Below are 21,683 nucleotides of genomic sequence, written 5' to 3'. Positions count from 1 at the left end.
AGCGTCTACTGGTAGACGAACGCGTTCGATCCGGTCGCACCGGTGCTGGGGGCCGGCGTCGTGGACGGCGAGGAGGAGGGCGGCGGGCTCGAGGAGGGCGTACCGCTCGGTGTCGGGCTGCCGGTGGGGTCCGGGCTGGTCGGGGGCGCGCTGGTCGTGGGCGGCCGGCTGGGCGCCGGGCTGGACGGGGCGGTGTGCACCGGGGTGGGGCTGGGCCGGGACTCCCCCGCCGTCCCGTATCCGTCGATCGAGACCACCATGCCCGCCGGAGCGACCCTCACGCGCGCGTGCCAGGGGCCGGACGGCTCGCGCAGATGGTCGACGTAGACCCGGATCGTGAGCGACTCGCCCGGCGCCAGTGTCCCCGAGGTCTTGCTCAGGTAGAGCCAGCCGGCACCGGTGGACGCGGACCAGCGCACGGGCGCGGTCCCGGACGCCCTGAGGGTCACGAGGGTCGTCGTGCCGTCGTTCGCGGCCGCCACCGTCAGCCGTCCCGCTTCGGGAGCCCCCGTCCTCACGCCGATGACCTCGACGGAGACATCGGGCTCGTGGCCGTCCTTGCCGAAGGAGTGGTCGGGTTTCGCGCGGGTGTTGCCCGTGTTCTCGTACCCGCCGCCCTGTTCGCCGCCGCCGAGGGTGCCGGCGTCGTGCGTCTCCCGGGCCGTGGTGGCCTGCGCGTCGGTGCCCTCACCGGCGGCCGGGCCGCGGTGGGCGGCCCACAGCGCGATCACGGGCGCCGCGATCACGGTGGCGACCACGGTGGTCGTCACGGCACGCGCGCGGAGCCGGTCGCGGCGGGCCGCGTGGTCCTTCGGGTCCATGGGGAAACCGCGCCGGTCGAAGCGCGGGGCGACGCCACGCGCGCGTGAGGCGTGCGTCATCGCGGTGTGCAGGGCCGCGCGGGGCGCGTCCAGGACGGGCAGCGCGGCGGGGGTGACGCTGGTGCCGGGCCAGGCGCCGGGCACGGCGCGCTCGGCGGTGCGGCGGCAGCGGGGGCAGTCGTCGACGTGGCGTACGAGCTCGCGGCGCAGGGTGGCGCTGAGGACCAGCCGCTCGTCCCCGGTGAGGCGGGCGATGCTCGGGCAGCTGCCGGTCTCCACGACGGCGAGCGCGGCGCGGGTGCGCTCCACCTCGCAGGCGGCGGAGGCGAGCAGTTCGCGGGCGGCGTCGGTGCCCATGCCGAGCACGGCGGCCACCTCGGACACGGCGAGCTGGTGCCGTACGGCGAGTTCGAGCGCCTCGCGCTGCTCGGGGCTGGTGCCGGCCGCCTCCGGCCAGGCGAGCCGCGCCAGCTCCCGGTGGCGCCGCTGGCCGGTCTCCTCGGACACGGGCGCGGGGTGCGGCTCGGCGGTCCGGCTCCCGGCGATCGCCGTGGCGGCCCTGCGGTCGGCGGCGTCCTTGTGCGCGCGGGAGGCGGCGCCCGGGCCCGCCGCGCGGCCGTCCCGTCCCCCGCCGTGACCGGACCGCCCGGCGGCGTGGCCGGCCTGTCTGCGCCGCCGTGCCTCGGCCAGGCGGCGCAGACAGGACCAGCGGGCGAGGGCGTACAGCCAGGCGCGGCGGTCGTCGGCGGTGTCGGGGCGGCGCGAGCCGCGGCGCTCGGCGAGGGCGAGGGCGTCGCCCAGGGCGGTGGTCGCCTCTTCGTGATCGCACAGCACGGACAGGCAGTAGGTGAACAGGCCGTCGAGATAGGCGTCGTAGCGAGCGGCGGGACGCTGGGAGAGGGGGTGGGGGTGCGCGCCGTGCGGCGGCCCGCCCCGTTGGTGCGTGTCTCTTCGCGCCTGATGTGCGCCGCTGGCGTGTGGGGAGATGTCCGGCCTGCTGCTCATCACCCGTGCGACCGTATGCGCCCGCGGGTGGCGCCTTCTGCCCCCTTGCGGACTTTTACTCCGTACGGGTGAAACGATCCCTCATAAGGAGGGGGGAACCTCGGATTCCGGACCCGCGCCGGTCCCGCCCCGGCCCCGCACCAGCCTCGGCCCGGCCCGCCCCGGCCCCGCCCCGGACGACGCCGGGGCCCGGGTGTCGGTGGGTACCGCTACGGTTTCGTCCATGGCTGCCCGTACGAAGACCACCAAGGACCGGCCGTCCTACCGGTGCACCGAGTGCGGCTGGCAGACGGCCAAGTGGCTCGGCCGCTGCCCCGAGTGCCAGGCCTGGGGGACGGTCGAGGAGTACGGCGCGCCCGCGGTGCGGACGACGGCGCCGGGCCGGGTGACCAGTTCCGCCCTGCCCATCGGCCAGGTCGACGGGCGGCAGGCGACCGCCCGTTCCACCGGGGTCGCCGAGCTGGACCGGGTCCTGGGCGGCGGGCTCGTGCCGGGTGCCGTGGTGCTGCTCGCCGGGGAGCCCGGCGTGGGCAAGTCCACGCTGCTGCTGGACGTCGCCGCCAAGGCGGCGAGCGACGAGCACCGCACGCTGTATGTGACGGGCGAGGAGTCGGCGAGCCAGGTCCGTCTGCGCGCGGACCGCATCGGGGCCATCGACGACCACCTCTACCTCGCGGCGGAGACGGATCTCGCGACCGTCCTCGGCCACTTGGACGCGGTGAAGCCCTCGCTGCTCGTCCTGGACTCCGTGCAGACCGTCGCCTCCGGCGAGATCGACGGCGCGCCCGGCGGCATGGCCCAGGTGCGCGAGGTCGCCGGGGCGCTGATCCGCGCCTCCAAGGACCGCGGCATGGCCACCCTCCTCGTGGGCCATGTCACCAAGGACGGCGCCATCGCGGGCCCGCGCCTGCTCGAACACCTGGTGGACGTCGTCCTGCACTTCGAGGGCGACCGGCACGCGCGCCTGCGTCTCGTACGCGGCGTCAAGAACCGCTACGGCGCCACGGACGAGGTCGGCTGCTTCGAGCTGCACGACGAGGGCATCACGGGTCTCGCGGATCCCAGCGGCCTGTTCCTGACCCGCCGCGACGAGCCGGTGCCCGGCACCTGCCTGACCGTCACCCTGGAGGGCCGCCGCCCCCTCGTGGCCGAGGTGCAGGCGCTGACGGTCGACTCGCAGATCCCCTCACCGCGGCGCACCACGTCCGGGCTGGAGACCTCGCGGGTCTCGATGATGCTCGCGGTGCTGGAGCAGCGCGGCCGGATCAGCGCCCTGGGCAAGCGGGACATCTACTCGGCGACGGTCGGCGGGGTGAAGCTGTCGGAGCCCGCCGCGGACCTCGCGGTGGCGCTGGCGCTGGCGAGTGCCGCCAGTGACACCCCGCTGCCGAAGAACCTGGTCGCCATCGGTGAGGTGGGGCTCGCGGGCGAGGTCAGACGCGTCACGGGGGTCCAGCGCCGGCTGGCCGAGGCCCATCGCCTGGGCTTCACGCACGCGCTGGTGCCGGGCGACCCGGGCAGGACCCCGCCGGGGATGAAGGTGCTGGAAGTGGCCGACATAGGGGACGCCCTGCGGGTCCTTCCGCGCTCGCGTCGCCGGGAGGCCCCACGGGAGGAGGAGGACCGCCGGTAGACTTTGCCCTGGTCTCGCCCGTCCGTACGAACCGAGTGTGCGGCACGGGGTGGCTGAAGTACCTGCGACCGGAGGAGTGCAGTGGCAGCCAACGACCGGGCGGCAGCTCCCGGAAAGTCCGGCGGGAGTTCCGGTGCCGATGGCCTGATGCGCGCGTCGCTGAGCGCCGTGGCGCCCGGCACGGCGCTGCGGGACGGCCTGGAGCGGGTGCTCAGGGGCAACACGGGCGGGCTCATCGTGCTCGGCTCGGACAAGAACGTCGAGACGATGTGCACGGGCGGCTTCGTCCTGGACGTCGAGTTCGCGGCGACCCGGCTGCGGGAGCTGTGCAAGCTGGACGGCGCGCTGGTGCTCTCCGCCGATCTGTCGAAGATCCTCCGGGCCGGTGTGCAGCTGGTGCCGGATCCGACCATCCCCACCGAGGAGACCGGGACCCGCCACCGCACGGCGGACCGGGTGAGCAAGCAGGTCGGCTTCCCCGTCGTGTCGGTCTCGCAGTCGATGCGCCTGATCGCGCTGTACGTCGACGGGCAGCGCCGGGTCCTGGAGGACTCGGCGGCGATCCTGTCCCGGGCCAACCAGGCGCTCGCCACCCTGGAGCGGTACAAGCTCCGCCTGGACGAGGTCGCCGGCACGTTGTCCGCGCTGGAGATCGAGGACCTGGTGACGGTCCGGGACGTGTGCGCGGTGTCGCAGCGCCTGGAGATGGTCCGGCGTATCGCCACCGAGATCGCCGAGTACGTGGTCGAGCTGGGCACGGACGGCCGGTTGCTCGCCCTCCAGCTCGACGAGCTGATCGCGGGTGTGGAGCCGGAGCGGGAGCTGGTGGTGCGCGACTACGTGCCCGAGCCGACGGCGAAGCGGTCCCGCACGGTGGAGGAGGCGCTGTCCGAGCTGGACGCGCTGTCGCACGCCGAGCTGCTGGAGATGCCCACGGTGGCGCGGGCCCTCGGCTACACGGGCTCGCCCGAGACCCTCGACTCCGCGGTCTCCCCGCGCGGGTTCCGGCTGCTGGCGAAGGTGCCGCGGCTGCCCGGGGCCATCATCGAGCGGCTGGTGGAGCACTTCGGGGGACTGCAGAAGCTGCTCGCGGCCAGCGTGGACGACCTCCAGACGGTGGACGGGGTCGGAGAGGCGCGGGCGCGGAGCGTGCGGGAGGGGCTGTCGCGGCTCGCGGAGTCCTCGATCCTGGAACGCTACGTGTAGCTCCGCCGGGAAGCCGGGGTCGTCGTGCCGTGCGGCACGTGCCGACCTGTGCGCGGTTCGCCGCGCCCCCCAGGGGGCGGGCTCGCGCGCGTCGTGATCCGCGGGTGTGTGGGCGATCTCGCGCAGTTCCCCGCGCCCCTCAATGCGCGCCCCGCGCCGAGGGGCGCGGGGAACTGCCCGACCGGCCACGGCGCTCCCGCAGCCGACGGCACGAACCCGCCCCGCCCCCGCAGGGACCCCTCAGTCCTTCGCCAGGACGAACGACGTCTGGGCCTTCGGGAAGCCCTTCGCCTGCGCCTCCACCAGGTACGTGCCGGGCGCGGCCGAACCAGGCGGCGGCGTCGCGCAGTTGGGCGCGCTCTTCTTGCGGTCCCACTTCACCGTGTACACGGTCTGGCCATGCGCCGGGACCCGGAACAGCTCGCTTCCCGGGCCGCTCGGACAGTCCGCCGAGGACCAGAGGTCGCCGTCGCTCCCCGTCTGCGTGATCGTCAACACCGCGCTCTTGGGCCCGAGATCGACCTTGCAGTCACCGGTGGACGTGTTCTCGGCGACCAACTCGAAGGACGGCGTCTGCCCCGGGGCGTAACTGTTGTGCACGCTCTTCAGCGTCAACTGCACCGCGCTGGGCGTGCAGTCGGGCACGGACGCCGCGGCGCCCGCCGGGAGCCGGTCACCCGAGGAGCCGCCGTCGCCCCCGCTCTGCCCGCCGTCCGACCCGCCGGCGGAGTCACCGGAACCGCCGGAGCCGTCACCGGAGCCCGCGGAGTCCCCCGCACCGGACGACCCCGCCCCGCCCCCGCCGCCCGAACCGTCCCGCCCGCCCGGGTGTTGGCTGATCGCCGGCCCGGAACCGGCGGGCCCCGGCGTGATCGAGGACGTGGGGTGCTTGCCGTCCGAGCCGTCCGCCTTGTTCTTGCCCCCGCCGCCGGAGGAGGTGACCACCCAGGCGACGAACAGCGCCAACAGGGCTGCCACAGACAGCAGTACGGCCCTCCGTCGCCAGTAGATGGAGGAGGGAAGCGGCCCGACCGGATTGCGCAGAGATCCCACGGCGCAAACTGTACGAGAGATCGGCCCCCCGACTGGCCCCACCCGCCGCCCTGGTCCCAACTTTTCCGGATCATCATCTCGCGGCGGGCACCCCGCGCACCCGGTCGACACGGTCCGTCCCGACCGCCCCGCGTCGCCCGTCCGCCGGGACGGCCACCGACACAAACCACGCGGATGGGGCCCGGTCCCCCACCCCGCCGCCCTTCCCATGGCAGGATCGAAGGCGTCATGACTGCACCCACCACCCCCGCCGCCCCCGCACCGACCGACGACACCACCGACGCCCCCGGCGGCCAGGCCGCCGACGAGGCCCTGCACCCACCGGTCATCGCCTGGTTCGACGAGCACGCCCGCGATCTTCCCTGGCGGCGCCCGGAGGCCGGCCCCTGGGGTGTGATGGTCAGCGAGTTCATGCTCCAGCAGACGCCGGTCAGCCGCGTCCTGCCCGTCTACGAACAGTGGCTCGCCCGCTGGCCGCGCCCCGCGGACCTGGCGAAGGAGCCTCCCGGCGAGGCCGTCCGCGCCTGGGGCCGCCTCGGCTACCCGCGCCGCGCCCTGCGCCTGCACGGTGCCGCCGTGGCCATAACGGAGCGGCACGGCGGCGACGTCCCCACCGCGCACGCGCAGCTGCTGGCCCTGCCCGGGATCGGGGAGTACACGGCCGCGGCCGTGGCCTCCTTCGCGTACGGCCAGCGCCACCCGGTCCTGGACACCAATGTGCGCCGGGTCCTCGCCCGCGCGGTCACCGGGGTGCAGTACCCGCCCAACGCCACCACCGCCGCCGAGCGCAAGCTCGCCCGTGAGCTTCTGCCCGAGGACGAGGGCACGGCCGCACGCTGGGCCGCCGCCTCCATGGAGCTGGGCGCGCTGGTGTGCACCGCGAAGAACGAGACGTGCCCGCGCTGCCCCATCGCCGGCCAGTGCGCCTGGCGGCTGGCGGGCAAGCCGGAGCACGAGGGGCCCGCGCGCAAGGGACAGACGTACGCGGGGACGGACCGCCAGGTGCGCGGCCGGCTGCTGTCGGTCCTGAGGGAGTCCGTGACCCCGGTGCCGCAGTCCGCCCTCGACCGGGTCTGGGACGAGCCGGTGCAGCGCGCCCGCGCCCTGGACGGCCTCGTCTCCGACGGTCTGGTGGAGCCACTGCCCGGCGGGCTCTACCGCCTGCCCCAGACCTGAGCGCCCCGGGCGACCCCCGCCCGGCCCGCCTCTCCGCACCGCCCGCGCACGCGCCCACGTGCCGCGCCGGGCGGTGCGGCACGTGGGCGACGCTCAGCCGCCTCTCAGCTCTGTCACAGCGGACGGCTCGCTCCCGCACATCGCTCGCCGCCCCCCGTCACAGAACTTCACGGCCACCCGGCCGACAAAAACCCCCAAATACACCCCAACTTCCGTTCTCCCCTCCCCCGTTCCACTCTCCGTTACACAACCGACGGACAGCCGAGGGCTCTCCGCAGGCTGCCCCGCACAACCCCGTGACAACCGGTCCGTAACTTCATATGCGTGCCACCGACCAAGCGGCACACCAAGGAATCGGACTGTGAAAGACCGGCACCCGGCTGTGGAACGCGGCCGCTGGAGCTCGGAAATCGGGGAATGGAGGCGGTTGGAATGGCGCAGGGAGAGGTGCTCGAGTTCGAGGAGTACGTCCGCACCCGGCAGGACGCGCTGCTGCGCAGCGCACGCCGGCTGGTTCCGGACCCGACCGACGCCCAGGACCTGCTGCAGACCGCCCTCGTTCGTACGTACGGCCGCTGGGAGGGCATCGCGGACAAGCGTCTCGCCGACGCCTACCTGCGCCGCGTCATGATCAACACGCGCACCGAGTGGTGGCGGGCCCGCCGTCTGGAGGAGGTCCCCACCGAGCAGCTCCCGGACGCCTCCGTCGACGACTCCACCGAGCAGCACGCCGACCGCGCTCTGCTGATGGACATCCTGAAGGTGCTCGCTCCGAAGCAGCGCAGTGTCGTGGTGCTGCGACACTGGGAGCAGATGTCCACCGAGGAGACGGCCGCCGCCCTGGGCATGTCGGCCGGGACGGTCAAGAGCACGCTGCACCGGGCCCTGGCCCGGCTCCGCGAGGAGCTGGAGGCACGGGACCTTGACGCACGCGCGCTGGAGCGTGAGGAGCGGGAGCGTTGCGCGGCCTAGGCACGGGGGCCATACGGTCCAGTGACGCCGTCAAGGCGGCGACCACGGCTACCGCCGCGGTCGCCGCCCTCGGGCTTTTCGTGTCCGCCTGCGCGACCGGCGGCACCGGCACCCGGGACGAGGGGCCGGCGGGCAGCGACCCGGTGGTCGCGAAGTCCGCGACGCCTTCGCCCTCGTCCTCCCCCGCCCCCCGGGACCTCTCGCGGCTGGACGTGGTGAAGATGGTCAAGGACGATCCCACGGTCGCGAAGTCGGTCAAGGAGGACCTGAAGCCCTGCGTGGCCGACGAGTACCCCGTCGACGTGTCCTTCGGCGACGTGACCGGCGGCGACTCGAACGACATCGTCGTGAACGTCATGACGTGTGGCGACGCGGTCGGCGTGGGCTCGTACGTGTACCAGCTGAGGGGCCACAGGTACCAGAATGTGTTCAAGGCCGAGGAGCCCCCTGTCTACGCCGAGATAGACCGCGGTGAGCTGGTGGTGACTCAGCAGATGTACGAGAAGGGCGACCCGGTGTCGTATCCCTCCAGCGAGGTGGTGATCACCTACCGCTGGGCGGCGAGCCGCTTCACCGAGGTGTCCCGTACGCGCAACGTGTACAGCAACGCGGTGGGCAACAGCGGTACCGGTGCCCCCGGCGGGAACTGAGAACGGGAACTGAGAGGACGGATGGCAGAACAGACCCACGTCCTGTTCGTCGAGGACGACGACGTCATCCGCGAGGCCACCCAGCTCGCCCTGGAGCGGGACGGTTTCGCGGTCACCGCCATGCCCGACGGACTGTCCGGACTGGAGGCGTTCCGCGCCCAGCGCCCGGACATCGCCCTGCTGGACGTGATGCTTCCGGGGCTCGACGGGGTCAGTCTGTGCCGCCGTATCCGCGACGAGTCGACGGTGCCGGTGATCATGGTCTCGGCGCGCGCCGACTCCATCGACGTCGTGCTCGGCCTGGAGGCGGGCGCGGACGACTACGTGACCAAGCCGTTCGACGGGGCCGTGCTGGTCGCCCGTATCCGCGCGGTGCTGCGCCGCTTCGGGCACGCCGGCGGGGCCGACCGGGGGACCGAGGGCACCTCGCCGATGGACGGCGGGGTCCTCACCTTCGGTGAACTGGAGGTCGACACCGAGGGCATGGAAGTACGGCGCTCCGGGCATCCGGTAGCACTCACGCCCACCGAGATGCGGCTGCTGCTGGAGTTCTCCTCCGCGCCGGGCACCGTGCTGTCCCGCGACAAGCTGCTGGAACGCGTGTGGGACTACGGCTGGGGCGGGGACACCCGCGTCGTCGACGTCCATGTGCAGCGGCTGCGCACCAAGATCGGCCAGGACCGGATCGAAACGGTCCGCGGCTTCGGATACAAGTTGAGGGCCTGAACGGAAGAATGCCGGGGATTCTCCGACGCCTGGTCCCGGACGACGCCATACGGACGGGCCTCAGATGGAAGCTCAGCGCGGCGATCGCCCTGGTCGGCGCACTCGTCGCGATAGCGCTGAGCCTGGTCGTGCACAACGCGGCGCGGGTGTCGATGCTCGACAACTCCCGCGATCTCGCCGACGAGCGCATCCAGGTGGCACAGCGGATGTACGAGTCCGGGCGCACCCAGAGTTTCGGGGTGAAGGTCGACGACCCGTCGATGCCCCGTGACCTGCTGGAGCGGGTCGCGGAGGGTCGGCGGGCCACCTATGTGTCCGAGGGCGCGCACGGTGTGCCGGACATCTGGGCCGCGGTGCCGCTCAAGGACGGGCGGGTGCTGTCGCTGCACACTCGTTTCACGGACCGCAGCGCCGACGTCATAAACGATCTCGACCAGGCGCTGGTCATCGGCTCGATCGCGGTCGTCCTCGGTGGCTCGGCTCTCGGCGTCCTCATCGGCGGGCAGTTGTCACGGCGCCTGCGCAAGGCCGCCGCGGCGGCCAACCGGGTCGCGGCGGGCGAGACCGGGGTGCGGGTGCGGGAGGCGATCGGTGGCGTCGTGCGCGACGAGACCGACGATCTGGCGCGGGCGGTGGACGCGATGGCGGGCGCCCTCCAGGAGCGTCTGGACGCGGAGCGCCGGGTGACGGCGGACATCGCGCACGAGTTGCGCACCCCGGTCACCGGGCTGCTCACGGCTGCCGAACTGCTGCCGCCCGGGCGCCCCACCGAACTGGTGCTTGACCGCGCGAAGGCCATGCGCACGCTGGTGGAGGACGTGCTGGAGGTGGCCCGGCTGGACGGTGCGTCCGAGCGGGCGGAGCTTCAGGACATCATGCTCGGCGAGTTCATCACCCGGCGAGTGGCGGCGAAGGATCCCGACGCCGAGGTCCGGGTGATCCACGAGTCGTGGGTGACGACGGATCCGCGCCGGCTGGAGCGGGTGCTGTTCAATCTGCTGGCGAACGCGGCACGGCACGGGAAGCCGCCGATCGAGGTGTCGGTGGAGGGCCGGGTCATCCGCGTGCGGGACCACGGGCCGGGGTTCCCGGAGAAGCTGCTCGCGGACGGGCCGCAGCGGTTCCGTACGGGGCGCTCGGACCGGTCGGGCGTCGGCCACGGGCTGGGGCTGACGATCGCGGCGGGGCAGGCGCGGGTGCTGGGGGCTCGGCTGACGTTCCGCAACATCCGGCCGCCGGGGGCGCCGGAGGAGATGGCGGCGGAGGGAGCGGTGGCCGTCCTGTGGCTACCGGAGCACGCCCCCACGAACACCGGCAGCTACCCCATGCTCCCCCTCTCCGGCTCCTGACCCCCCGCCCCAAAGGGGCGCGGGGAACGGCGCGACCAGCCACAACACACCCGCACCCAACAACGCACCCGCGGAACCCACCCCCCTCAGGGGCGCGGGGAACGGCGCAAACACCACGACACACCCGCACCCAACAACGCACCCGCGGAACCCACCCCCAAAGGGGCGCGGGGAACTGCGCAACCAACCACGGCGCCCCCGGCACCCGACCACGCACCCGCGCCGCACGGCAACGGCAACGGCGAAGGCCCCCGGGGCGGACAACGCCGGGGGCCTTCGGGCCGAGAGGGATGCGGATCAGACGGCCTCTGCAACCGTCTGCACCGCATCCGCGACGTCCCCGGTCGCATCCCCGGCCGGCTTCTCCGGTCCGGCCCCGCGCAGCGGGACCTCCTTCACGAACACCGCGGCGAGCAGCGCCCCCACGGCCACCACGGACCCCAGCAGGAACGCGGAGTGCGTACCCGCCGACACCGCGTACTGGTACGCCTCCCGCGCCGCCGCCGGCAGCTTCTGCAGGCTCTTCGCGTCCAGCTGCGGCGACTGCTCGGTCATCTTCGAGCCGAGCGCACCCGCGCGCTGCGTCATCACGTGCTGGACCCGGTTGTTGAACAGCGCACCCATGATCGCGACGCCGAAGGAGGAGCCGAGGGTCCGGGAGAGCGTGCTGGTCGAGGAGGCGACACCCATGTCCCGCATCTCGACGCTGTTCTGCGCGACCAGCATCGTGACCTGCATCAGGCAGCCCATGCCGGCGCCCAGGACGGCCATGTACGCGCCCGAGGTGAACCGGGTGGTGTCGACGTCCATCCGCGACAGCAGGTACAGGCCGGTGATCATCAGCACGCTGCCCACCAGCGGGAAGATCTTGTACCGGCCGCTGTTGGTGGTGACCCGCCCCGCGATCATCGACACGACGAGCATCGCGCCGAGCATCGGCAGGAGCAGCAGGCCGGAGTTGGTGGCGGACGCGCCTTGGACCGACTGCTGGTACAGCGGCAGGAACAGCACCGCGCCGAACATCACGAATCCGGTGATGAACCCGATGACCGACATCAGCGAGAAGTTGCGGCTGCGGAAGATGTGCAGCGGCACGACCGGCTCGGCCGCCTTGGTCTGCCAGAACACGAACCCGATGAGCGCGGCGACGCCGATCGCGATCAGCTCCATGATCCGCGCGGAGGTCCAGGCGTACTCCGAACCACCCCAGGTGGTGACCAGCACGATGGAGGTGATGCCCACGGTCAGCAGGCCGGCGCCGAGGTAGTCGATGCGGGTCTTGGCCTGCTTCTTCGGCAGGTGCAGCACCGCGCTGACGGCGGCCAGGGCGACCACGCCGAGCGGCAGGTTGATGTAGAACGCCCAGCGCCAGCCCCAGTGGTCGGTGATGGTGCCGCCGACCAGCGGGCCACCGATCATGGCGAGCGCCATGATGCCGGCCATCATGCCCTGGTACTTGCCGCGCTCACGCGGCGGGATCAGGTCGCCGATGATGGCCATGACGCCGACCATCAGACCACCGGCGCCCAGGCCCTGAATGGCACGGAACCCGATGAGCTGGCCCATGTTCTGCGCCATGCCGCTGAGCGCCGAGCCGACCAGGAAGATCACGATCGAGCTCAGGAAGGAGCCCTTGCGCCCGTACATGTCGCCGAACTTGCCCCACAGGGGGGTGGAGGCGGCGGTGGCGAGCGTGTACCCGGTCACGACCCACGACAGGTGCTCGAGTCCGCCGAGCTCGCCGACGATGGTCGGCATCGCGGTGCCCACGATCATGTTGTCGAGCATCGCGAGCAGCATCGCGATCATGAGCGCCAGCAGGACGACCCGCACGCTCCGTGGTTGTTTGCCGGTCTCCACCGGTGCCGCGTTGTCCGCCATCGTGTTCCCTTACTCCCCTGATGCCCACGGGCACCTCAGGCCGTCCGGCTACTTACTTGCCGCCCGGCTAGTTGATTACACTGAGGGAAGGTAGCCCGTAACTAGCCGGGCGTCAAGTAAGTTTTCCTGGAGCCTGCCCTTCAGCCGACAGGCAGGCCGGACGGGAACGCGAGGAGCACGAGAATGGGCGGCACCACCATGGACGGCACCAAGCGGCAGCGGCGCGGAGACACCCGCCAGCGCATCCAGGACGTGGCGCTCGAACTCTTCGCCGAGCAGGGGTACGAGAAGACCTCGCTGCGGGAGATCGCCGAGCACCTCGACGTCACCAAGGCCGCGCTCTACTACCACTTCAAGACCAAGGAAGAGATCCTGGTCAGCATCTTCGAGGACCTCTCCCGCCCGATCGACGAGCTGATCGAATGGGGCAGGCAGCAGCCGCACACCCTGCGCACCAAGCAGGAGGCGCTACGCCGCTACAGCCAAGCCCTGTCCGGCGCGGCGCCCTTCTTCCGCTTCATGCAGGAGAACCAGGCCACGATCCGGGACCTGAGCATCGGCGAGCAGTTCAAGGACCGCATGATGCGGATGCGCGAGATCGTCAGGGATCCGGACTCGTCCCTGACCGACCAGGTCCGGTGCATCAGCGCGCTGTTCACCCTGCACGCGGGAATGTTCGTCCTCCAGGATCTGGGCGCCGACCCCGAGGACACCCGCAAGGCGACCCTGGAGGTCGCCATCGACCTGGTGACCCAGGCGCATTCGGGAACATAGCCGCGGCTTCGCATCCGCGAAGTATTTTCCTTTTTCCTGGCGGAAGCCGGGCGGATATCCGGATCGCGTCCGGCAATTCCCCGCCCCTGCCCTTCGCTCCGTTTTGGTCGGAAAGGTCCCTTTCAGGGCGTGGAAAAGGGGCTGCCCCGGGACCGAAGTCCCGGGGCAGCCCCTTTCGTGAAACCCGGAGGTTACGCGTCCTTGCTCAGGTTCGGACCCGCGCCACCGGCCGCCTGCTCGATCGGCGGGACGTCCGGCAGTGCCGACTTCTCCTCGCCGCGGAAGGTGAAGGTCTGGGACTCGCCCTCGCCCTCGGTGTCCACGACCACGATGTGGCCCGGACGCAGCTCCCCGAAGAGGATCTTCTCGGACAGGGTGTCCTCGACCTCGCGCTGGATGGTGCGGCGCAGCGGCCGGGCACCCAGGACGGGGTCGTAGCCCTTCTTGGCCAGCAGCTCCTTGGCGGACTGGGCGAGCTCGATGCCCATGTCCCGGTCCTTGAGCCGCTCGTCCACCTTGCTGATCATCAGGTCGACGATCCGCAGGATGTCGGCCTGCGTGAGCTGCGGGAAGACGACCACGTCGTCCACGCGGTTGAGGAACTCGGGGCGGAAGTGCTGCTTCAGCTCGTCCGACACCTTGTTCTTCATGCGCTCGTAGTTGGTCTTCGTGTCGCCCGCGGCGGCGAAGCCCAGGTTGAAGCCCTTGGAGATGTCCCTGGTGCCGAGGTTGGTCGTCATGATGATGACCGTGTTCTTGAAGTCCACGACCCGGCCCTGGGAGTCGGTCAGCCGACCGTCCTCCAGGATCTGCAGCAACGAGTTGAAGATGTCCGGGTGGGCCTTCTCGACCTCGTCGAACAGGACGACCGAGAACGGCTTGCGGCGCACCTTCTCCGTCAGCTGGCCGCCCTCCTCGTAGCCCACGTAGCCGGGCGGCGAGCCGAAGAGCCGCGAGACCGTGTGCTTCTCGCTGAACTCCGACATGTCGAGGGAGATCAGCGCGTCCTCGTCGCCGAAGAGGAACTCGGCGAGCGCCTTGGACAGCTCCGTCTTACCGACACCGGACGGACCGGCGAAGATGAACGAGCCACCCGGACGCTTCGGGTCCTTCAGACCCGCTCGCGTACGGCGGATCGCCTTCGACAGCGCCTTGACGGCGTCCACCTGGCCGATGACGCGCTTGTGGAGCTCCTCCTCCATGCGCAGCAGCCGGCTGGACTCCTCCTCGGTGAGCTTGAAGACCGGGATGCCCGTGGCGGTGGCCAGCACCTCGGCGATCAGCTCGCCGTCGACCTCGGCGACGACGTCCATGTCGCCGGCCTTCCACTCCTTCTCCCGCTTGGTCTTCGCGGCGAGCAGCTGCTTCTCCTTGTCGCGGAGGGAAGCCGCCTTCTCGAAGTCCTGGGAGTCGATCGCGGACTCCTTGTCCCGGCGCACGCCCGCGATCTTCTCGTCGAACTCGCGCAGGTCCGGCGGAGCGGTCATCCGGCGGATGCGCATCCGGGAGCCGGCCTCGTCGATCAGGTCGATGGCCTTGTCCGGCAGGAAGCGGTCGGAGATGTAGCGGTCGGCCAGGGTGGCGGCCTGGACCAGGGCCTCGTCCGTGATGGAGACGCGGTGGTGCGCCTCGTAGCGGTCGCGCAGGCCCTTGAGGATCTCGATGGTGTGCGGCAGGGACGGCTCCGCGACCTGGATCGGCTGGAAGCGGCGCTCGAGCGCGGCGTCCTTCTCCAGGTGCTTGCGGTACTCGTCCAGCGTGGTGGCGCCGATGGTCTGGAGCTCACCGCGGGCCAGCATCGGCTTCAGGATCGAGGCCGCGTCGATGGCACCCTCGGCGGCACCCGCACCGACCAGCGTGTGCAGCTCGTCGATGAACAGGATGATGTCGCCGCGGGTGCGGATCTCCTTGAGCACCTTCTTCAGGCGCTCCTCGAAGTCACCGCGGTAGCGGGAACCGGCGACCAGGGCGCCCAGGTCGAGGGTGTAGAGGTGCTTGTCCTTGAGGGTCTCGGGCACCTCGCCCTTGACGATGGCCTGCGCCAGACCCTCCACGACCGCCGTCTTGCCGACGCCGGGCTCGCCGATGAGGACCGGGTTGTTCTTGGTGCGGCGGGACAGCACCTGCATGACCCGCTCGATCTCCTTCTCGCGCCCGATGACCGGGTCGAGCTTGGACTCGCGAGCGGCCTGGGTGAGGTTCCGGCCGAACTGGTCCAGGACGAGGGAGGTCGAGGGCGTGCCCTCGGCCGGGCCGCCGGCGGTGGCGGTCTCCTTGCCCTGGTATCCCGACAGCAGCTGGATGACCTGCTGCCGGACACGGTTGAGATCTGCTCCCAGCTTGACCAGGACCTGGGCGGCGACGCCCTCGCCCTCACGGATCAGGCCGAGCAGGATGTGCTCCGTGCCGATGTAGTTGTGGCCGAGCTGAAGAGCCTCGCGGAGCGACAGCTCCAGGACCTTCTTGGCACGGGGGGTGAAGGGGATGTGGCCGGAAGGGGCCTGCTGGCCCTGGCCGATGATCTCCTCCACCTGCTGGCGGACCGCCTCGAGCGAAATCCCGAGGCTCTCCAGGGCCTTAGCGGCGACACCCTCTCCCTCATGGATGAGACCCAGGAGGATGTGCTCGGTGCCGATGTAGTTGTGGTTGAGCATCCGGGCTTCTTCCTGAGCCAGGACGACAACCCGCCGCGCGCGGTCGGTGAACCTCTCGAACATCGTTAATCGCTCCTCAGAGCGGTCAGGCGGTGAGGGGACGCTCCCCTCACTGTCCTTCCGCAGCTTAGTCCCGCAAGCGGGGACCGCTCATTCCAACTGCCGACACCGTCCGGATCACCTCCGCTCTCGCGAAGACAGAGTTCCTGCCTCCCTTGACCCCGAACGCCGACACCTGCTCCAACTTGATGGTGCGAGACGATGTTCCCGCAGGCCAGGCAGATACCCCACTCACAGGTACGCCGACGGCGAACGCAAGAACGCCTTTCCCGCGCGGACGCCCCCTCCCACTAGGGATGTCTTACCCGCACGCACGGACACTCCATGCCGCGCGCACCGGATCCCTCCGCTACGGGCGAACATCCTTGCGCTGCCGGACGCCCCGCGCGCCCCCTCGCTCCGCACCACGGGTCACATCGACACCACCCAGCGTAACCCTGGACGGCCTCGGCCGGTTGCTTCTGGCATGGTCCACACGGTGCCGCTCCCCCGGGAGCCGCTCGACCCGGCGAGCGGCGCCACACGCCTTTGGTACGAGGAGGAGCTGGGCTGGGCGACACTGCCCGGTGAGCCGGTCCGGCTGGTGACCGGGGTCCGCTTCGACGTCCTGGAGGTCCCCTCGGACGCCGGCTTCGCCGCGCTGCGGCATCTGGGTCCCACCCGTGCGCCCGGAGCGGCCCCGGTGGCGCTGTGCGGGGCGAGGATGCTGCTCCTGGTGGCCGCGGGCAGCGCGGAGGAGCTGCCCGGGCTGCTGGCATGGCTGGAGTGGGGTTCGCTCGCCGTGGATCTCACGGCGACCGGGGCGGGCGGGCATGTGCGGGCTCCGCGGCCGCCCCGGAGGTCTCCCGCGCCGGCCCCGGCTTCCCCCGTGGCCGTCGCGGATCCCCCCGTGGCTCACCCCTCGGGGCGTTCCGGCACCCCGGCCCGCCGGCTCCCCCTGGGCCGGTCCGGCACGCAGGGGGACGCCGTGTGGCTGCGACCCCCCGCACCGGGATGCGAGGCCGAGCTCTGGCTGCCGACACTGTCGGCGGTGCGGGGCGAGGGAGACGCCCCCGATCTGGTGAGGCTGGTCGACACGGTGGCGGCACAGTGCCACCGGGTCAGGTTGCGGCGCTCGTGCGCTCAGCCGTTCGCCTTCTCGTAGGCCTCGCGAATGGTCGCCGGAACACGGCCGCGGTCGTTGACCTCGTAGCCGTTCTCCTTCGCCCAGGCGCGGATCTGCGCGGTGTCCTGGGCGCCACCGGAGGCCGCGGCACGCGCCTTGCCCCGTGCGCCCGACGCGCGACCGCCGGTGCGACGGCCGCCCTTCACGTAGGGCTCGAGAAGGCCGCGAAGCTTGTCCGCGTTGGTGGTCGTGAGATCGATCTCGTACGTCTTGCCGTCCAGCGCGAACGTGACGGTCTCGTCGGCCTCGCCACCATCGAGGTCGTCGACAAGAAGGACCTGAACCTTCTGTGCCACCGGATTTCCTTTCATCGATATCTTCAGGGCCCGAGGGTCAGCGGCTCGCGCCGCACGTTTCACGTCCCCTGTTATATGCAGTACTGCAGTACGTCGGAAAGCAAACCGCTTTTGCGGGAAAAACACAAACCCCTGAGGGGAGAGGCACGACCGCCCCGGAGTCCGGAAAGATACGCGTTTCGGACATAGGGAACCTGGGCAAGCTCCCTCCGCTTGAAGCGCGACTGAATAGTCCGAGCCGATCTCAGGCGATCGGTGACCGTTCACAGATGCAGAAGCATCCGACTGTTGCCCAAGGTGTTCGGTTTCACCCGTTCGAGACCCAGGAACTCCGCCACGCCCTCGTCATAGGAACGCATCAGCTCCGCGTAGACATCGGTGTCCACGGGCGTCTCACCGATCTCCACGAAGCCGTGCTTCCCGAAGAAGTCCACTTCGAAGGTCAGACAGAAAACGCGTCGAACACCGAGCCACCGGGCGGTCTGGAGCAACTTCTGGAGCAGGTGGCGCCCGACGCCGAGCCCCCTGGCCCCGTCGGCCACCGCGAGAGTGCGGACTTCCGCCAGGTCCTCCCACATGACGTGCAGAGCGCCGCAGCCCACGACCTCGCCGTTGTCGTCGCGTTCCGCCACCCAGAACTCCTGGATGTCCTCGTAAAGCGTCACCGTCGCTTTGTCGAGCAGGATGCCGCGTCGGACGTACGCGTCAAGGAGGCGGCGCACCGCCGGGACATCGCTCGTCCTGGCCCGTCGTACGGTGATGGCTTTCGTGCGGCCTTCGGGGCTCTGTGCTGCCATGAGCGGACGTTATCGCTCGGCGCCGTCCTCGGTGGAGGCGGGGTTCTTCGGGCCCGGCGCCTCGGAAGTGGCGGATTCGAGGGATTCCGCGTCCTTCGCCGCGGGTGTTTCGGTGCGCGCGGGGTCCGCCGGGACACTCTCCGGGCCCTGCACGATGCGCATGGCGTCGCTGAGCGCCTGCCGCTGCTGCTCGCTCATCATGCCGAAGAAGGCGACGAGTGCGGCGGCGGCGTTGTCGCTCTGCGACCAGGCGTCGTGCATCAGGGCGGCCGCGTAGGCGGCACGGGTGGAGACCGCCTCATATCGATAGGCCCGCCCTTCCGCCTCCCGGCGGACCCAGCCCTTCTGATGGAGATTGTCCAAAACGGTCATCACCGTGGTGTAGGCGATGGACCGCTCCTGCTGAAGGTCTTCCAGGACTTCTCGGACGGTCGCCGGGCGGTTCCACTTCCACACCCGCGTCATGACCGCGTCTTCGAGTTCTCCCAGGGGGCGAGGCACGTTCCGCATAATAGTGCCGAACGGGAAGGTGCGCCTCAAGCGATACCAAAAGGGGCGTACGACTCGGGTGGAGCGTGAGTCGTACGCCCGGACGGCGCCGAGGGTCAGGCGCCGGCGTCCGAGGCGGCCGCGCCCGCGCTCTCGGCGCGCGCGAGGGCCGCGTCGACCGCCGCGTCCTCCTTGGCCTTGTTGGCGCCGCCCTGGGTCTTCACGATCACCCGGATGAGCCCGATGAAGAAGACGGCCATGACGGCCGGGGGAACGAGCGCGGAGACGTAGTCCATGCGTTCAGGGTAGCCATGGCCTGTCCGGTGCGTCCGGGTCGGGGGGACTTGAGCGCGCCCCCGATCGCGGCACGGCCCTCAGCCGACGGCCAGCTCCCGCTGCGCGTGCGGGGGGCCGGGCTTGCGCTTGGGCGGGAAGACCTCGCCGGGGGTCGGGATGGGGCGCGCGGGGCGCGGGGTTCCCGGCTCGCCTGCCGGGGCGGGCTTCTCCGGTTTCCGGGCGGGCTTCTCGGCGGGCTTGCGGCCCGGCTTCTCGTCCGTCTCCTCCGTGGCCGCGAGACCGCCGGGCAGCGCCGTCAGCCGGGCCCTGGAGGCGGGGATGACCGCCCTGCGCGGGCCGGCGGGGGTGGGGTGCGCCTCGCGTGCGGCGAGGGTCCCGCAGCGGTCGAGGAGGGCCGCGGCGGCGGGGGCGCCGCGCAGGGCGCGCAGCGCCGCGAGGTCGTCCGGGACCGGGCGGTAGCCGGCCCGCAGGGCGTCCTCCAGGAGGGCCAGGTAGCCGCTGAGGGAGCCGGGGAGGGCGGCTCGGTAGCGCGCGAGGTCCGCCAGCAGGAAGGCCCGTAGGCGGGCACCCTCGCGTACCGCCTCGTCGACGGACTCTGCGAGGCGGAGGCAGTCCTGGACGTCCTCGGCGGAAGCGGTGCGAGGCTGGAGGGCGAGGGCGAGGGCACGGCGGAGCACACACAGCTCCTCCGCGCCGAACGCCAGGCCGCCGCGGGATCCGTATGGCGTGGGCATGCGGTGACGCTACGCGCTAATCGGACAAAACCGGCACATAGTGCGTCGTGTCGCCCCCGCGTTCCCTCAGCTGGCCGCGCCCCGGCGACCGCCGGGGCGCGGAGCCGGCCGTCACCTGGGCGGGCGCCAAACGCGAGGCCGCCCAGGTGACGCCGGGCCGCTCAGAGACGGGCCGCGTTGCGCTCGTAGACCAGGCGCAGGCCGATCAGCGTCAGCCAGGGCTCGTGCTCGTCGATCACCGCGGCCTCGCCCAGGACCATCGGCGCCAGGCCCCCGGTCGCGATCACCGTGACCTCGTCCGGGTCGTCCGCCAGCTCGCGGGCCATACGGCTCACCACCCCGTCGACCTGCCCCGCGAAGCCGTACACGATGCCCGCCTGCATCGCCTCGACGGTGTTCTTGCCGATCACCGAACGCGGCCGGGCGAGCTCGATCTTGCGGAGCTGGGCGCCTCGCACGCCGAGCGCCTCCACGGAGATCTCGATGCCGGGCGCGATGACCCCGCCCGCGTACTCGCCCCGCGCGGAGACCGCGTCGAACGTCGTCGCCGTGCCGAAGTCCACGACGATCGCGGGGCCGCCGTACAGCTCGACCGCCGCCACCGCGTTGATGATGCGGTCGGCGCCGACCTCCTTCGGGTTGTCCATCAGGATCGGGACGCCCGTCTTGATGCCGGGTTCGACCAGGACCGCGGGGACGTCGCCGTAGTAGCGGCGGGTGACCTCGCGCAGCTCGTGCAGCACGGACGGCACGGTCGAGCAGATCGCGATGCCGTCGATGCCGTCGCCCAGTTCGTCGCCCAGGAGGGGGTGCATGCCCATCAGGCCCTGGAGGAGCACCGCCAGTTCGTCCGCCGTGCGGCGCGCGTCCGTGGAGATCCGCCAGTGTTCGACGATGTCCTCGCCGTCGAACAGACCCAGCACCGTATGCGTGTTGCCCACGTCGATGGTCAGCAGCATGGCTCTACCTACTCCGCAGCTCGCAGGTCGAGGCCGATGTCCAGGATCGGCGCGGAGTGCGTCAGCGCCCCGACCGCCAGGAAGTCGACGCCCGTGGCCGCGTACGCCTCGGCGTTCTCCAGGGTCAGCCCGCCCGACGCCTCCAGCAGCGCGCGGCCCGCGACCAGGGCCACGGCCTCCTCGCACTCGCCCGGGGTGAAGTTGTCCAGGAGGATCAGGTCGGCGCCCGCGTCCACGGCCTCGCGCAGCTGGTGCAGCGTGTCGACCTCGGTCTCCACCGGCACCTCCGGGAACATCTCGCGCACCGCGGCGAACGCCTGCCGCACACCGCCGGCCGCCACGACGTGGTTGTCCTTGACCAGCGCCGCGTCCGACAGGGACATGCGGTGGTTGACGCCGCCGCCGCAGCGGACCGCGAACTTCTCCAGGGACCGCAGTCCGGGCGTGGTCTTGCGGGTGTCGCGCACCTGCGCCTTGGTGCCCTCCAGGGCGTCCGCCCACGCGCGCGTGGCGCTCGCGATGCCGGACAGCCGGCACAGGAGGTTCAGCGCGCTGCGCTCGGCGGTGAGCAGGTCCCGGGCGCGGGTGGTGACGGTCAGCAGCTTCTGGCCCGACTCCACCCGGTCGCCGTCGTCCACGTGGCGCTCGACCTCGAACTCGTCCGCGCAGACGACCGAGATGACCGCCTCGGCGACCCTGAGACCGGCCACCACGCCAGCCTGGCGGGCGGTGAAGTCGCCGGTGGCCACCGCGTCCTCGGGGATCGTCGCGACCGTCGTCACGTCCTCGCCGCCCGCCAGGTCCTCCTGGACGGCGACGTTCGCGATGTCCTCGACCTCCAGCGGATCGAGTCCGGCGTCGGCCAGGATCTGGGCGAGCGCGGGGTCGAGGCCGCACTCCATGTACTCCTCGTCGCCGTCCGCGCCGCAGGCGCAGCCGTCGCCGCAGCCGGCGGCGGGGACGAGGGGAAGGTCGTGGGTGCTCAC

General features: G+C 71.6%; 20 protein-coding genes. 9 read left to right on the top strand and 11 right to left on the bottom strand.

The annotated features are described in order from the left end of the window. Window positions 1-5 precede the first annotated feature (5 nt). The gene (locus AB0C59_RS09640) at window positions 6-1,829 is read right to left on the bottom strand and encodes a hypothetical protein (protein WP_363002363.1); all 1,824 of its coding nucleotides are present in this window, start codon (window positions 1,827-1,829) and stop codon (window positions 6-8) included. A 220-nt stretch (window positions 1,830-2,049) separates the two neighbouring features. On the opposite strand from AB0C59_RS09640, the gene radA reads away from it, so the two are divergent. After that, on the top strand, window positions 2,050-3,459 hold the full coding sequence (gene radA / locus AB0C59_RS09635) for a DNA repair protein RadA (protein WP_363002361.1): 1,410 nt from the start codon (window positions 2,050-2,052) through the stop codon (window positions 3,457-3,459). An 81-nt stretch (window positions 3,460-3,540) separates the two neighbouring features. Beyond that, complete coding sequence (disA, locus tag AB0C59_RS09630; RefSeq protein ID WP_363002359.1) at window positions 3,541-4,665, top strand: DNA integrity scanning diadenylate cyclase DisA; 1,125 nt, start codon at window positions 3,541-3,543, stop codon at window positions 4,663-4,665. A 240-nt stretch (window positions 4,666-4,905) separates the two neighbouring features. Here the strand turns inward: disA and AB0C59_RS09625 are convergent, their stop codons facing one another. Next, window positions 4,906-5,718, bottom strand: coding sequence for a hypothetical protein (locus AB0C59_RS09625; protein WP_363002357.1), 813 nt, complete (start codon window positions 5,716-5,718; stop codon window positions 4,906-4,908). Between the two features lie 228 nt (window positions 5,719-5,946). Between AB0C59_RS09625 and AB0C59_RS09620 the strand changes: the two genes are divergently transcribed. The 5 genes from AB0C59_RS09620 (at window position 5,947) to cseC (ending at window position 10,591) form a co-directional block, all read left to right on the top strand. Next, window positions 5,947-6,894, top strand: a complete 948-nt coding sequence (locus AB0C59_RS09620; protein ID WP_363002355.1) for an A/G-specific adenine glycosylase — start codon at window positions 5,947-5,949, stop codon at window positions 6,892-6,894. 432 nt (window positions 6,895-7,326) lie between these two features. Next, complete coding sequence (locus AB0C59_RS09615; protein ID WP_363002353.1) at window positions 7,327-7,866, top strand: SigE family RNA polymerase sigma factor; 540 nt, start codon at window positions 7,327-7,329, stop codon at window positions 7,864-7,866. Beyond that, entirely contained in the window at window positions 7,854-8,516 is a 663-nt protein-coding gene (locus AB0C59_RS09610) for a hypothetical protein (protein WP_363002351.1), read from the top strand. The genes AB0C59_RS09615 and AB0C59_RS09610 overlap by 13 nt, the downstream gene beginning before the upstream one ends. 21 nt (window positions 8,517-8,537) lie before the next feature. After that, entirely contained in the window at window positions 8,538-9,242 is a 705-nt protein-coding gene (gene cseB, locus AB0C59_RS09605; protein ID WP_363002349.1) for a two-component system response regulator CseB, read from the top strand. An 8-nt stretch (window positions 9,243-9,250) separates the two neighbouring features. Next, window positions 9,251-10,591 (top strand): two-component system sensor histidine kinase CseC, encoded by a 1,341-nt coding sequence (gene cseC / locus AB0C59_RS09600; protein ID WP_363002347.1) that lies wholly within the window; start codon window positions 9,251-9,253, stop codon window positions 10,589-10,591. A 297-nt stretch (window positions 10,592-10,888) separates the two neighbouring features. On the opposite strand, the gene AB0C59_RS09595 is transcribed toward cseC, so the two are convergent. Further along, a complete protein-coding gene (locus AB0C59_RS09595) occupies window positions 10,889-12,472 on the bottom strand; it encodes an MDR family MFS transporter (protein ID WP_363002345.1) in 1,584 nt (527 codons plus the stop codon). A gap of 183 nt (window positions 12,473-12,655) precedes the next feature. On the opposite strand from AB0C59_RS09595, the gene AB0C59_RS09590 reads away from it, so the two are divergent. Further along, the gene (locus tag AB0C59_RS09590; RefSeq protein ID WP_363002343.1) at window positions 12,656-13,246 is read left to right on the top strand and encodes a TetR/AcrR family transcriptional regulator; all 591 of its coding nucleotides are present in this window, start codon (window positions 12,656-12,658) and stop codon (window positions 13,244-13,246) included. Window positions 13,247-13,437: 191 nt separating this feature from the next. On the opposite strand, the gene AB0C59_RS09585 is transcribed toward AB0C59_RS09590, so the two are convergent. Continuing rightward, window positions 13,438-15,963: an ATP-dependent Clp protease ATP-binding subunit gene (locus AB0C59_RS09585; protein ID WP_363002341.1), complete on the bottom strand. Its 2,526-nt coding sequence runs from the start codon at window positions 15,961-15,963 to the stop codon at window positions 13,438-13,440. A 463-nt stretch (window positions 15,964-16,426) separates the two neighbouring features. Between AB0C59_RS09585 and AB0C59_RS09580 the strand changes: the two genes are divergently transcribed. Next, complete coding sequence (locus AB0C59_RS09580) at window positions 16,427-17,104, top strand: SCO3374 family protein (RefSeq protein WP_363002339.1); 678 nt, start codon at window positions 16,427-16,429, stop codon at window positions 17,102-17,104. On the opposite strand, the gene AB0C59_RS09575 is transcribed toward AB0C59_RS09580, so the two are convergent. From AB0C59_RS09575 to nadC, 7 genes are all read right to left on the bottom strand, one after another. Next, complete coding sequence (locus tag AB0C59_RS09575; protein ID WP_363002337.1) at window positions 17,083-17,421, bottom strand: Lsr2 family protein; 339 nt, start codon at window positions 17,419-17,421, stop codon at window positions 17,083-17,085. The two genes, AB0C59_RS09580 and AB0C59_RS09575, sit on opposite strands and share 22 nt — an antisense overlap. A 263-nt stretch (window positions 17,422-17,684) precedes the next feature. After that, a complete protein-coding gene (locus AB0C59_RS09570) occupies window positions 17,685-18,218 on the bottom strand; it encodes an amino-acid N-acetyltransferase (RefSeq protein WP_363002335.1) in 534 nt (177 codons plus the stop codon). Window positions 18,219-18,227: 9 nt separating this feature from the next. After that, complete coding sequence (locus tag AB0C59_RS09565) at window positions 18,228-18,719, bottom strand: BlaI/MecI/CopY family transcriptional regulator (RefSeq protein ID WP_363002333.1); 492 nt, start codon at window positions 18,717-18,719, stop codon at window positions 18,228-18,230. A 104-nt stretch (window positions 18,720-18,823) separates the two neighbouring features. After that, the gene (locus AB0C59_RS09560; protein ID WP_363002331.1) at window positions 18,824-19,003 is read right to left on the bottom strand and encodes a hypothetical protein; all 180 of its coding nucleotides are present in this window, start codon (window positions 19,001-19,003) and stop codon (window positions 18,824-18,826) included. A gap of 78 nt (window positions 19,004-19,081) precedes the next feature. After that, a complete protein-coding gene (locus AB0C59_RS09555; RefSeq protein WP_363002329.1) occupies window positions 19,082-19,738 on the bottom strand; it encodes a hypothetical protein in 657 nt (218 codons plus the stop codon). Between the two features lie 161 nt (window positions 19,739-19,899). After that, window positions 19,900-20,697, bottom strand: a complete 798-nt coding sequence (locus AB0C59_RS09550) for a type III pantothenate kinase (protein ID WP_363002327.1) — start codon at window positions 20,695-20,697, stop codon at window positions 19,900-19,902. 8 nt (window positions 20,698-20,705) lie between these two features. After that, complete coding sequence (gene nadC / locus AB0C59_RS09545) at window positions 20,706-21,683, bottom strand: carboxylating nicotinate-nucleotide diphosphorylase (protein ID WP_363002325.1); 978 nt, start codon at window positions 21,681-21,683, stop codon at window positions 20,706-20,708.

This window comes from Streptomyces sp. NPDC048664 (genome assembly GCF_040650555.1).
Taxonomy (GTDB): domain Bacteria; phylum Actinomycetota; class Actinomycetes; order Streptomycetales; family Streptomycetaceae; genus Streptomyces.
Note: the sequence above shows the minus strand (reverse complement) of the source record. Positions and strands in the feature narration are given on the sequence as shown.

Bases quoted from the DNA above. Each gene is read 5' to 3' on its own strand.
- radA (WP_363002361.1), top strand. From the start codon at position 2,050: ATGGCTGCCCGTACGAAGACCACCAAGGACCGGCCGTCCTACCGGTGC.
- AB0C59_RS09620 (WP_363002355.1), top strand. From the start codon at position 5,947: ATGACTGCACCCACCACCCCCGCCGCCCCCGCACCGACCGACGACACC.
- AB0C59_RS09615 (WP_363002353.1), top strand. From the start codon at position 7,327: ATGGCGCAGGGAGAGGTGCTCGAGTTCGAGGAGTACGTCCGCACCCGG.
- cseB (WP_363002349.1), top strand. From the start codon at position 8,538: ATGGCAGAACAGACCCACGTCCTGTTCGTCGAGGACGACGACGTCATC.
- cseC (WP_363002347.1), top strand. From the start codon at position 9,251: ATGCCGGGGATTCTCCGACGCCTGGTCCCGGACGACGCCATACGGACG.
- AB0C59_RS09595 (WP_363002345.1), bottom strand. From the start codon at position 12,472: ATGGCGGACAACGCGGCACCGGTGGAGACCGGCAAACAACCACGGAGC.
- AB0C59_RS09590 (WP_363002343.1), top strand. From the start codon at position 12,656: ATGGGCGGCACCACCATGGACGGCACCAAGCGGCAGCGGCGCGGAGAC.
- AB0C59_RS09585 (WP_363002341.1), bottom strand. From the start codon at position 15,963: ATGTTCGAGAGGTTCACCGACCGCGCGCGGCGGGTTGTCGTCCTGGCT.
- AB0C59_RS09580 (WP_363002339.1), top strand. From the start codon at position 16,427: ATGGTCCACACGGTGCCGCTCCCCCGGGAGCCGCTCGACCCGGCGAGC.
- AB0C59_RS09570 (WP_363002335.1), bottom strand. From the start codon at position 18,218: ATGGCAGCACAGAGCCCCGAAGGCCGCACGAAAGCCATCACCGTACGA.
- AB0C59_RS09560 (WP_363002331.1), bottom strand. From the start codon at position 19,003: ATGGACTACGTCTCCGCGCTCGTTCCCCCGGCCGTCATGGCCGTCTTC.
- AB0C59_RS09555 (WP_363002329.1), bottom strand. From the start codon at position 19,738: ATGCCCACGCCATACGGATCCCGCGGCGGCCTGGCGTTCGGCGCGGAG.
- AB0C59_RS09550 (WP_363002327.1), bottom strand. From the start codon at position 20,697: ATGCTGCTGACCATCGACGTGGGCAACACGCATACGGTGCTGGGTCTG.